Below are 12,508 nucleotides of genomic sequence, written 5' to 3'. Positions count from 1 at the left end.
ACACCCCATGGCGGAACTGAACCTAAGTAACCTGACGGAAGCAGACATCATTACCAAATGCGTTATGCCAGCCATTCTCAATGCAGGCTGGGACAACACAACGCAAATCAGACAGGAGGTCAAACTCCGGGACGGTAAAGTCATCGTACGTGGTAAAGTTGCGGCACGCAGAACGGTAAAATCTGCTGACATCGTGCTGTATCACAAACCAGGCATTCCCTTAGCCGTGATTGAAGCAAAAGCCAACAAACATGAAATTGGCAAAGGGATGCAACAGGGCATTGAATATGCGCGCCTGCTGGACGTTCCTTTTGTTTTTGCCACCAACGGGGATGGCTTTATCTTCCGCGATGCCACCGCAGCCGAAGGTGAATGCCTTGAAAAGCAAATAACGCTGGATGACTTCCCCTCCCCCGCTGAACTCTGGCGAAAATTCTGCCTCTGGAAAGGATACACACAAGCTCAGCTTCCGGTGATTACTCAGGACTATTACGACGATGGCAGCGGTAAATCGCCACGTTATTACCAGCTTCAGGCAATCAACAAAACCATTGAAGCCGTCTCCAACGGGCAAAACCGCGTTCTGCTGGTCATGGCGACCGGAACAGGGAAAACCTATACCGCATTCCAGATCATCTGGCGCCTGTGGAAATCAAAAAATAAAAAACGCATTTTGTTCCTTGCCGATCGCAACATTCTGGTCGACCAAACCAAAAATAATGATTTCCAGCCATTTGGTACGGCAATGACCAAAGTCAGCGGACGCACCATTGATCCCGCTTATGAAATTCACCTCGCGCTCTATCAGGCTATAACTGGCCCGGAGGAAGACCAAAAAGCGTTTAAACAAGTCGCACCAGATTTCTTCGATCTGATCGTGATCGACGAATGCCATCGCGGCAGCGCATCCGAAGACAGCGCCTGGCGAGAGATCCTTGATTATTTCAGTTCCGCCACCCAAATTGGCTTAACCGCCACGCCAAAAGAGACGCATGAAGTCTCCAGCACGGATTACTTCGGCGATCCGGTTTACGTCTACTCACTAAAAGAAGGGATCGAAGACGGCTTCCTCGCCCCTTATAAAGTTGTCCGTGTTGATATTGATGTTGATCTGCAAGGCTGGCGCCCAACCAAAGGGCAAACTGACTTAAACGGCGAAGTGATCGACGATCGTATCTATAACCAGAAAGATTTCGATCGCACGATGGTAATCGACGAACGCACAGAACTGGTTGCCAGAACCATTACCGACTACCTCAAGCGCACCAACCCGATGGATAAAACCATCGTCTTCTGTAACGACATCGATCATGCAGAACGTATGCGCCGCGCCCTGGTGAATCTCAACCCGGAGCAGGTGAAAAAGAACGACAAATACGTCATGAAAATCACCGGCGATGATGAAATTGGCAAAGCTCAGTTGGATAACTTCATCAACCCAAAAAAACCGTACCCGGTTATCGCGACCACTTCAGAGCTGATGACCACCGGTGTGGATGCTAAAACCTGCAAACTGGTAGTACTGGACCAGAACATCCAGTCGATGACCAAATTCAAGCAAATTATCGGTCGTGGTACACGCATCGACGAGCGTTACGGCAAACTCTGGTTTACCATCCTCGACTTTAAAAAAGCCACCGAACTGTTTGCCGATGAGCGTTTCGATGGCATTCCCGAAAAAGTTATGGATACCACACCAGAGGATATCGCCGATCCAGAATCTGATTTTGAAGAGAAACTCGAAGAAATCAGCGAACACGACGAAGAGCAGGTGACAGGCGTTGATGAACCGCCTGCGCCGCCATACCAGGTTACCGATACCGATGATGTTGGCCCACTTCCGGAAGAAGACGAGAAGAAAATCCGCAAGTTTCACGTCAATGGCGTGGCGGTGGGTGTTATTGCGCAGCGTGTTCAGTATTACGATGCCGACGGTAAACTGGTTACCGAATCTTTTAAAGATTACACCCGCAAAACACTGCTCAAAGAATATGCCTCGCTGAATGACTTTACCCGCAAGTGGCAGGACGCCGATCGCAAAGAAGCGATCATTCACGAGCTGGAGCAACAGGGGATCATCTGGGAAGTACTGGCAGAAGAAGTCGGTAAAGATCTCGACCCGTTCGACATGCTTTGCCACGTAGTGTATGGTCAGCCGCCGTTAACCCGCAAAGAGCGCGCCGAGAACGTGCGCAAGCGGAACTACTTCACAAAATACTCTGAAGCAGCGCAAGCCGTGCTCGATAATCTGCTGGATAAATACGCCGATGCGGGCGTACAGGAGATCGAAAGTATTCAGGTGCTGAAACTTAAACCATTCGACAGCATGGGCACCTTACCGGAGATTATTAAAACCGGATTTGGCGACCGTAACGGGTATAATCAGGCGCTCAGCGAGCTGGAAAACGAAATCTACCAATTACCGCCCCGCTCTGCTTAACAACTCTCTTTTGCGCCTTCTGCAACCATCGTGTTGCAGAAGGCCTTGTTTTTCATGGAATACAATATGTCTATCAGTTCAGTAATCAAATCATTACAAGATATTATGCGCAAAGATGCCGGTGTGGACGGCGATGCGCAGCGTCTCGGTCAGCTCTCCTGGCTACTGTTTTTGAAAATCTTCGATGCCCAGGAAGAGGCGCTGGAACTGGAGCAGGATAACTATCAATATCCGATCCCACAGCGTTATTTATGGCGCAGTTGGGCCGCAAACGCTCAGGGCATTACCGGTGATTCCCTGCTGGAATTCGTTAATGATGATCTGTTCCCGGCGTTAAAAAACCTCACTGCGCCTATCGATAAAAACCCACGCGGCTACGTGGTAAAGCAGGCGTTCAGCGATGCCTATAACTACATGAAAAACGGTACGCTACTGCGTCAGGTGATCAACAAGCTGAACGAAATTGACTTTACCAGCGCCAGCGAACGGCATCTGTTTGGTGATATTTACGAACAGATCCTTAAAGATCTGCAATCTGCGGGCAATGCGGGCGAATTCTATACTCCACGCGCCGTCACTCGCTTTATGGTGGATCGCGTTGATCCGAAACTCGGCGAATCCATTATGGACCCGGCCTGCGGTACGGGCGGTTTTCTTGCCTGCGCATTTGATCATGTAAAGAACAAATACGTGAAGAGCGTCGCCGATCATCAGACGCTGCAACAACAGATCCACGGTGTTGAGAAAAAACAGCTTCCGCACCTGCTGGCGACCACCAATATGCTGCTACACGGCATTGAAGTGCCAGTGCAAATTCGTCACGACAACACTCTGAACAAACCGCTTTCCTCCTGGGATGAGCAACTGGATGTCATTGTTACCAACCCGCCGTTTGGTGGCACGGAAGAAGACGGTATTGAGAAGAACTTTCCAGCAGAGATGCAAACCCGCGAAACGGCGGATTTGTTCCTGCAACTGATTGTGGAAGTACTGGCGAAAAACGGTCGTGCGGCGGTGGTATTGCCGGATGGCACGCTATTTGGCGAAGGCGTTAAAACCAAAATCAAAAAGCTGCTTACCGAAGAGTGCAATCTGCATACCATCGTGCGTTTACCGAATGGTGTGTTTAACCCCTATACCGGCATTAAAACCAACCTGTTGTTCTTTACCAAAGGTCAGCCAACCAAAGAGATTTGGTTCTATGAGCATCCGTATCCGGCGGGCGTGAAAAATTACAGTAAAACCAAGCCGATGAAGTTTGAAGAGTTTCAGGCGGAGATCGACTGGTGGGGTAACGAGGCCGATGGTTTTGCCAGCCGCGTCGAGAATGAGCAGGCGTGGAAAGTCAGCATTGATGATGTCATTGCGCGCAACTTCAATCTGGATATTAAAAACCCACATCAGGCGGAAACCGTTAGCCATGATCCGGACGAACTGTTAGCGCAGTATGCAAAACAGCAGGCGGAGATCCAGACGCTGCGTAATCAACTGCGCGATATTCTTGGCGCTGCGCTGTCTGGCAAGGAGGTTAACTAATGAGTGTGGAAAAGCTGATCGTTGATCATATGGAAACCTGGACCTCGGCGTTGCAAACCCGTTCCACCGCCGGGCGCGGCAGTTCCGGAAAAATTGATTTATATGGCATTAAGAAATTACGTGAGCTGATTCTGGAACTGGCTGTGCGCGGTAAACTGGTGCCGCAGGATCCGAATGATGAACCGGCGTCGGAGCTGCTGAAGCGTATTGCGGCGGAAAAAGCAGAGCTGGTGAAACAGGGGAAAATTAAAAAGCAAAAACCACTGCCGGAAATTAGCGAGGAAGAGAAGCCATTTGAATTGCCGGAGGGGTGGGAGTGGGTGCGATTGGGTGACTTTACCAATATCATTCGTGGCATAACTTTTCCAGGAAATGAGAAGTCTCAATTTCAAGCCCCAGGTAAAATAGCTTGTTTACGAACAGCGAACGTGCAAGAACAAATAGATTGGGATGATTTAATATATATATCTGATAGTTTTGTAAAGCGAGATGATCAATACCTCCAAGAACACGATATAGTCATGTCTATGGCAAATAGTCGTGAATTGGTTGGTAAAGTCGCCCTAGCTTCTCTACCTGATAATAGCAAATTTACATTTGGCGGATTCTTGAGTGTATTGAGACCATTAGTTGTTAATGAAATTTATTTAATGGCCTTACTCAGATGCGAAACTTATAAATCACAGTTAATTGAATCAGCAAGTCAAACTACAAATATTGCTAATATATCGTTAGCAAAACTTAACCCATTACCAGTATGTATTCCTCCAGCTAAAGAGCAAATTCATATTGTTAAAAAGATGAATGAACTCATGTCCCTATGCGACCAACTAGAACAGCAATCCCTGACCAGTCTGGACGCACATCAGCAACTGGTTGAAACACTGTTGGGAACGCTTACACACAGCCAAAACGCCGAGGAACTGGCTGAAAACTGGGCGCGTATTAGCGAGCATTTCGACACACTATTTACCACCGAAGCCAGCGTGGATGCGTTAAAACAGACCATTCTGCAACTGGCCGTAATGGGTAAACTTGTGCTGCAGGATCCGAATGACGAACCAGCCTCTGAACTGCTCAAACGAATTGCGCAGGAAAAAGCTCAATTGGTGAAAGAAGGGAAAATAAAAAAACAAAAACCGTTGCCCCCGATTAGCGATGAGGAAAAACCGTTTGAACTTCCGGAAGGGTGGGAGTGGTGTCGTTTAAATGATATTTCATCTAAAATTACTGATGGAGATCATAAAACACCACCTCGTATTGCCGAAGGGTATAAATTACTTTCAGCAAAAAATATCCGTGACGGTTATTTAGACTACAATAACTGTGATTATATCTCAGCGATTGACTATGAAAAATCCCGTGAGCGATGCTTACCTGAAAAAGGTGACTTATTAATTGTTTCGGTTGGTGGAACAATTGGTAGATCTTCTTTAATTAAGGACTGTTCTGATTTCGCACTCGTAAGGAGCGTAGCGATTATAAAACCATTATTAATCGAACCTGAGTATTTAAAACTTGCAATGGACTCGAAGTTATTACAGTCAATGATTCACTCTCATAAACGAGGCGGAGCTCAACCATGCCTATATCTTGGAGAAATTAGTAAATTTCTATTCCCTACCCCTCCATTGGCGGAACAAAGGAATATAGTTAATAAAGTTAGTATCCTTATGGAAAAATGTAGATTTTTATTTTTAGGACTTCAATCCGCCCAACAAACCCAACTGCACCTTGCAGACGCACTGACTAACGCGGCGATAAACTAATTTTCCCGCCCTCAAAAAAGCAATAAAGCGGCTCAATAGCCGCTTTATTCACATCAGCAAAAATTATATTTCACGCTAATTTTCATCTTATTTTCATTAATTTTTAGCTGGACTTTCCCTGTATTTACTGATGATATGTCCAGGTATTTAGCGCGGTGCGGATGTGCGCCAACACACCCGCACCGCTAATCACAATCACTATTTATAGGGAATAGCAGTTATGACTGACACGCATTCTATTGCACAACCGTTCGAAGCAGAAGTCTCCCCGGCAAATAACCGTCAATTAACCGTGAGTTATGCGAGTCGCTACCCGGATTACAGCCGTATTCCCGCCATCACCCTGAAAGGTCAGTGGCTGGAAGCCGCCGGTTTTGCCACCGGCACTGCGGTAGATGTCAAAGTAATGGAAGGCTGTATTGTCCTCACCGCCCAACCACCCGCCGCCGCCGAGAGCGAACTGATGCAGTCGCTGCGCCAGGTGTGCAAGCTGTCGGCGCGTAAACAAAGGCAGGTGCAGGAGTTTATTGGGGTGATTGCGGGTAAACAGAAAGTCGCCTGATACATTGACCCGGTAGCGCCAGTGCTACCGGGTATTATTCGCCACGTTATACCAACGCGCTCTCCATCTGTTTTTCAAATGCCTGACGAATTAATCCCATAATGTAAGGAAGTTGTGCGAGGTCACTGAAACCAATTTCCACATCACCATTGCCCCATCGCCCAACATTTGTCACATCTTTGGCAATACCTTTCGGATCGACCAGTTCATGAAACTGCATATTAAGCGACAACCGCAGTCGGCTTTTTTGCGGTACAACATCAACAAAATTCGTTTCAGCTTTAAACGCAATATAGAGCTTTAAAACTTCCTGCGTGATCCCTGCGTCCAGGCGCATAACTTCATCGCGAAGATGATCAAATAACACCCGGCTATGCGAACCATCAGCAAGAAAAGGATAATCACTCAGGCTGTAACTGGTTTTGTTCTCCGGCTGCGCCCGATAAACAGCTAAAACCTCTTCAGGAAGAGCAGGCGCTTGCCAGACCTGAACCGCGAGATCGGCCAGACGATCTGCACGGGCGCGAATGGCTGCTTCATCCCATTTTTCGCACTGTCCAAGACCGATATTCAAATAGAGCGGGCTATGTTTAAAGCCGTCTTCAATATCGCGTTTTTCCGCGAAAGGTCTGTCACTGTAGCGGGAGTTATAGCGCGTTAATGTGAGATTCCCCAACGTATGCAACAGTTCTTTATGAATGCGTTGCCAGTCACTTCCCAGCTCTTCACGCCATTTAGCCGACAAATTTTCGTTCTGCGGCATAATATGCTCAATCGTAAACTCTTCCACGCGCTCTCTGCGTTTATCGTTTTCCAGGCGTCGTAACCAGTAGCTGCGACTGCGGAAGTTATAGAGATCGCGAACTTTTAATTCCCGTTTAAATTCATCATCGTTGGGGAAACGACGATATGAAGGCAGGTTCATAAAATGTACCTGAATGCTTTCCAGATATTTTTCTTTATTAATGACCTTATAAAAAGTGGCAAACGTCTTGTTCAGAGAATTTGTCTGAATCGCACACACTGCACGGCGGAAAACATAAGATTCAATTAAACGAATTATGTTCAGGAAATCTTCTTGAGACAAAACGCCATTTTTATAGTCATGATAAAGCGCCAGTAAGAAAGGATACGCCACATCGACCTTTAACTCGCGCAAATCCTGAAAAGCCGTGGCAAGCGATTTGTCACTTTCTTTACCCAATGCCATTGCACAGTAATACTCCGCGTAGATGTGAATATCTTCAACCAGCCGATCCACACCTTTTTCGGCAACACTCGGGCTACGAGCATGCAGTTTAAATGCCTCATAGACTTCATCTGTCCGAGGGATCTCCCCCGTTTTTACCGTCAGATAATGACGCATAAAACTGTCAAAATATTCGCTGTAACCTTGCTGACCAAAAGCGACTTCCATTGGACGCCAGTGATCTTCATACAACCGGGTTTGATGCTCTGGTTCGAGACCCATCAGAATAAAATTGCGCACCAGATCGGCCTGACTTAACGCCTTACCAGTAGAGTTCATACTTTCAAAAATCAGTTGCGGATTATCCTGACCACGATTAAGCGCCACATCGACAATTAATAACTTTGCTAACCCACGACATAAGGGGATCAAGTCATCACCGAGTTTGGCAATTTGCTCATCAAAGAAAGTAAAGTTTTCCATTATTCGATGGGAATAGTTTTCTGGCATTGGTCTTTGTTTTATTAACGCCAGCAAACTGTCTTTATCAGTCTCAGTCAGCAATAATTTATATCCTTTCTCGCCGGACTCATAAGGATTGAGCAAATAATAATTACGCAATTTCATTGCCGAGAAGCCATCAAAAACTTCTTCTTCGCCAAGATGGCGTGATAAAGCCTCAATCAGCAACATTGCGGTCGTCAGCCGCTGTTGACCATCAATGACCAGTAGCGGAGAGATACCAGAAACCTGATACAACCCCTGCTCAATATAAACAACCGAACCGATAAAATGTGCTGATATATCGTCACGCTTTCCGGCCCGAATGATATCGTCCCAAAGTTGACGACATTGTTGCCCGGTCCATGAATAGGTGCGTTGATAAATGGGAATAACAAACTGCTGCGAACATTTTAAAAAATCGAGTAGGCGGGCTTCTGTAGCTTTCATTCTGACGTCTTTCCGTGAAGCGATGATTTCGCAATAATAACCCCTTATCTGACGAGGTGACATATAAATCCCATCGTTTCGTGAAGGACTCTCTCCATTACACCACATCCTCCCTGCATAACCCAATATCCTTTAACCGTTCATCTCTCACCTGCTGTAACACGCACCGGGTCTGCATTTGCTGCCACCAGCAGCGTTAATGTACCGTTCACATAAATGGCGGCGGCAACGTTGGTGCAGGAAGGTCACTATCATCGCCACGTAAAGTGTGCTTCGTTCATGCCGGATGCGGCGTGAACGCCTTATCCGGCCTACAAACCGCGCAAATTCAATAGATTGCAGAGATAATGTAGGTCTGATAAGCGTAGCGCATCAGGCAGCTTTGCGTTTGTCATCCGTCTCTGATTAGCTCTCGAGCCATGAATCGTGCTCACGGTCAGGCAAGGGCTGCTCTAATGCCTGTATTTGCTCTGCCGAAAGTCCGGTAATCTTTTGTATCCATTCAGGATCTACCCCATTCTGCAAAAACAATCGAAGAATGCGCTGTTCCCCTTTTATATATCCATCATTATGAATTCGCTCTGCAATCGTCATTATTCGCTCCCTTTGTTGTGGCAGTCGACGGGTAATTTCACTGATAAACTCATTAAAACGCGCTTCATCACCAGTCAGTAAAATGTAATTTAACAGCGCAGTTATCTGGCTGTCATTAGCACACTCTGTAACCAGTAATACTACCAGTTGGTCAATAAGCCCCATCAGATCGCGCTGGCGAATATGCTTTTGGATCAACTCCAACAGGGCGACTCTGCGATGCTGCACAATCTCGTCGTCTGGCACGACAGTGATATCCACCAGCGGGAACGCGGCGGTATAAAGCTTCCGTGCGGTAGTCGGGTCGGCAAATTCGTCCAGCCAGCACAAAGACCAGGGATAAGGGCTACGGCTACCGTGATAAAACAGCATCGGGATGGCCAGCGGTAGCTGCCGGCGTTTATCATGTTCGATATGGCGCTGCATCACCGCCATGGAATATCGCATCAGACGAAAGGCCATATGAATATCCTCACGGCTCTGATGTTCAATCACTACATAAATATAGCCATCGCCTTCACGGGTCTTTACCGACCACAGAATATCGGAATGTAGCGCCCGCAATTTTTCATCGACAAAACTGGCGGATTCCAGTTTTAAGCTATCGAGATCGCACAGTTCACGTAAATCTTTGGGTAAGTGGATCTCCATAAAATCCCGCGCGGTGTCAGAGTGTGTGAGAAAGGATTTAAATAATGCGTCATGCGGCGTGCTGGTCGTAAAGTTTGTCATGGCGATCCGTCACCTGTAGATAAGATGGCCCAACTTTAGCGACTAACAAAGCCATTCACACCTGGCTATTTCCTATTCCCCGAGGCGGTTTCCAGGCTATTTTTATTCTTCTGCAAACGATACATTTTTATGGAAGATATCTCGCTTTTTGCGTTTTCTTACCGTCAGGCTCTATTCTTACGATATGAATAAACTCATTGAACTCAGACGCGCCAAAATGTTGGCGCTCTCTTTACTGCTTATCGCCGCTGCTACCTTTGTCGTTACGCTGTTTTTGCCGCCCAATTTTTGGGTGAGCGGCGTGAAGGCGATTGCTGAAGCGGCGATGGTCGGCGCACTGGCGGACTGGTTTGCGGTGGTGGCGCTGTTTCGCCGCGTGCCGATTCCGATCATTTCTCGTCATACGGCGATTATCCCGCGTAATAAAGACCGGATTGGCGAAAATCTCGGCCAGTTCGTGCAGGAAAAATTTCTCGATACCCAATCGCTGGTGGCATTGATTCGACGTCACGAACCGGCGTTGTTGATTGGCAACTGGTTTAGTCAGCCGGAGAACGCCCGCCGCGTTGGTCAGCATCTGTTACAGATCATGAGCGGTTTTCTCGAACTGACCGATGATGCGCGTATTCAGCGCCTGCTTAAGCGCGCGGTCCACCGGGCGATCGATAAGGTCGATCTTTCCGGCACCAGCGCACTGATTCTGGAGAGCATGACCAGAAACGATCGTCATCAGGTGCTGCTCGATACGCTGATCGCACAGTTGATCGCCCTTCTCCAGCGCGATAAATCGCGCAAGTTTATCGCCCAGCAAATTGTTCGCTGGCTGGAGAGCGAGCATCCACTGAAAGCCAAAATTTTGCCCACTGAATGGCTGGGCGAACATAGCGCGGAGTTGGTTTCTGACGCGGTGAATTCTTTGCTTGATGATATCAGCCGCGATCGTGCGCATCAGATCCGCCATGCGTTTGATCGCGCCACTTTTGCCCTGATCGACAAGCTGAAAAACGATCCGGAAATGGCAGCGCGAGCCGATGCCGTAAAAAGCTATCTGAAAGAAGATGAAGCTTTTAACCGCTATCTCAGTGAATTGTGGGGGGATTTACGGGAATGGCTGAATGCGGATATCAACAGTGAAGATTCTCGTGTGAAAGAACGTATCGCGCGGGCGGGTCAATGGTTTGGCGAAACGTTAATTGCCGATGATGCCTTGCGGGCGTCGTTAAATGGTCATCTGGAACAAGCCGCACACCGCATTGCGCCTGAGTTTTCCGCATTCCTGACTCGCCATATCAGCGACACGGTAAAAAGCTGGGACGCACGGGATATGTCGCGGCAAATCGAGTTAAATATCGGCAAAGATCTCCAGTTTATCCGTGTCAACGGTACGCTGGTTGGCGGTTGTATTGGACTTATTTTGTATTTGCTGTCGCAGCTCCCGGCCTTGTTCCCCCTCGGCAATTTATAGAAATCCATGAAAAACTAAGTGGCTAACCGCGAGAGAGATCAAATAAACCACACTAAAAGAATGGTAATAATGTGGCCTCTTTTCATTATCTCCCGTGGTACGGGGAAGGAAAATCATGTCACTTGTCACCGATCTACCCGCCATTTTCGATCAGTTCTCTGAAGCTCGCCAGAAAGGCTTTCTCACCGTCATGGATCTCAAGGAGCGCGGCATTCCGCTGGTTGGCACCTACTGCACCTTTATGCCGCAAGAGATCCCGATGGCAGCCGGTGCGGTTGTGGTTTCGCTATGTTCCACCTCTGATGAAACCATTGAAGAAGCCGAGAAAGATCTGCCGCGCAACCTCTGCCCGCTGATTAAAAGCAGCTACGGCTTCGGCAAAACCGATAAATGCCCCTACTTCTACTTTTCTGATCTGGTGGTCGGTGAAACCACCTGCGACGGCAAAAAGAAAATGTATGAATACATGGCAGAATTTAAGCCCGTTCATGTGATGCAGTTGCCAAACAGCGTTAAGGACGATGCCTCGCGTGCATTATGGAAAGCCGAGATGCTGCGCTTGCAAAAAACGGTAGAAGAACGTTTTGGGCACGAGATTAGCGAAGATGCTCTGCGCGATGCCATTGCGCTGAAAAACCGCGAACGTCGCGCACTGGCCAACTTTTATCATCTTGGGCAGTTAAATCCTCCGGCGCTTAGCGGCAGCGACATTCTGAAAGTGGTTTACGGCGCAACCTTCCGGTTCGATAAAGAGGCGTTGATCAATGAACTGGATGCAATGACCGCCCGCGTTCGTCAGCAGTGGGAAGAAGGCCAGCGACTGGACCCGCGTCCGCGCATTTTAATCACCGGCTGCCCGATTGGCGGCGCAGCAGAAAAAGTGGTGCGCGCGATTGAAGAGAATGGCGGCTGGGTTGTCGGTTATGAAAACTGCACCGGGGCGAAAGCGACCGAGCAATGCGTGGCAGAAACGGGCGATGTCTACGACGCGCTGGCGGATAAATATCTGGCGATTGGCTGCTCCTGTGTTTCGCCGAACGATCAGCGCCTGAAAATGCTCAGCCAGATGGTGGAGGAATATCAGGTCGATGGCGTAGTTGATGTGATTTTGCAGGCGTGCCATACCTACGCGGTGGAATCGCTGGCGATTAAACGTCATGTGCGCCAGCAGCACAACATTCCTTATATCGCTATTGAAACAGACTACTCCACCTCGGATGTCGGGCAGCTCAGTACCCGTGTCGCGGCCTTTATTGAGATGCTGTAAGGA

General features: G+C 48.0%; 9 protein-coding genes and 1 pseudogene. 6 read left to right on the top strand and 4 right to left on the bottom strand.

Features of this window, described 5'->3' with window-relative positions; all coding sequences use genetic code 11:
• Positions 1 to 7 precede the first annotated feature (7 nt).
• The 4 genes from hsdR to symE all read left to right on the top strand — a co-directional run bounded on the left by hsdR (position 8) and on the right by symE (position 6,307).
• Complete coding sequence (hsdR, locus tag C4F37_RS07885; protein ID WP_001513536.1) at positions 8 to 2,440, top strand: EcoAI/FtnUII family type I restriction enzme subunit R; 2,433 nt, start codon at positions 8 to 10, stop codon at positions 2,438 to 2,440.
• A gap of 66 nt (positions 2,441 to 2,506) precedes the next feature.
• Positions 2,507 to 3,976: a type I restriction-modification system subunit M gene (locus tag C4F37_RS07880; RefSeq protein WP_001387312.1), complete on the top strand. Its 1,470-nt coding sequence runs from the start codon at positions 2,507 to 2,509 to the stop codon at positions 3,974 to 3,976.
• On the top strand, positions 3,976 to 5,745 hold the full coding sequence (locus C4F37_RS07875) for a restriction endonuclease subunit S (protein WP_001513535.1): 1,770 nt from the start codon (positions 3,976 to 3,978) through the stop codon (positions 5,743 to 5,745). Before C4F37_RS07880 ends, C4F37_RS07875 begins: the two co-directional genes overlap by 1 nt.
• A gap of 220 nt (positions 5,746 to 5,965) precedes the next feature.
• Positions 5,966 to 6,307, top strand: coding sequence for an endoribonuclease SymE (gene symE, locus C4F37_RS07870; protein WP_000132614.1), 342 nt, complete (start codon positions 5,966 to 5,968; stop codon positions 6,305 to 6,307).
• Between the two features lie 46 nt (positions 6,308 to 6,353).
• Here the strand turns inward: symE and C4F37_RS27760 are convergent, their stop codons facing one another.
• From C4F37_RS27760 to C4F37_RS07855, 4 genes and pseudogenes are all read right to left on the bottom strand, one after another.
• Positions 6,354 to 7,517, bottom strand: coding sequence for a GmrSD restriction endonuclease domain-containing protein (locus C4F37_RS27760; RefSeq protein ID WP_224153787.1), 1,164 nt, complete (start codon positions 7,515 to 7,517; stop codon positions 6,354 to 6,356).
• A 276-nt stretch (positions 7,518 to 7,793) separates the two neighbouring features.
• Positions 7,794 to 8,447: pseudogene (locus C4F37_RS27755) on the bottom strand (DUF262 domain-containing protein); the annotation flags it as partial.
• A 97-nt stretch (positions 8,448 to 8,544) separates the two neighbouring features.
• A complete protein-coding gene (locus tag C4F37_RS07860) occupies positions 8,545 to 8,625 on the bottom strand; it encodes a hypothetical protein (RefSeq protein ID WP_020233658.1) in 81 nt (26 codons plus the stop codon).
• A gap of 227 nt (positions 8,626 to 8,852) precedes the next feature.
• Complete coding sequence (locus tag C4F37_RS07855) at positions 8,853 to 9,773, bottom strand: Rpn family recombination-promoting nuclease/putative transposase (RefSeq protein WP_001513532.1); 921 nt, start codon at positions 9,771 to 9,773, stop codon at positions 8,853 to 8,855.
• Between the two features lie 184 nt (positions 9,774 to 9,957).
• Between C4F37_RS07855 and C4F37_RS07850 the strand changes: the two genes are divergently transcribed.
• Together C4F37_RS07850 and C4F37_RS07845 are read left to right on the top strand one after the other, a co-directional pair.
• Positions 9,958 to 11,238, top strand: coding sequence for a DUF445 domain-containing protein (locus C4F37_RS07850; RefSeq protein WP_001338077.1), 1,281 nt, complete (start codon positions 9,958 to 9,960; stop codon positions 11,236 to 11,238).
• A 115-nt stretch (positions 11,239 to 11,353) separates the two neighbouring features.
• Positions 11,354 to 12,505, top strand: a complete 1,152-nt coding sequence (locus tag C4F37_RS07845; protein WP_001299707.1) for a double-cubane-cluster-containing anaerobic reductase — start codon at positions 11,354 to 11,356, stop codon at positions 12,503 to 12,505.
• The last annotated feature ends 3 nt before the right edge of the window (positions 12,506 to 12,508 follow it).

Origin of the sequence: Escherichia sp. R1 (assembly GCF_003000935.1) — a bacterium.
Lineage (GTDB): Bacteria > Pseudomonadota > Gammaproteobacteria > Enterobacterales > Enterobacteriaceae > Escherichia > Escherichia coli.
This window is presented reverse-complemented; position numbering and strand designations above follow the sequence as displayed.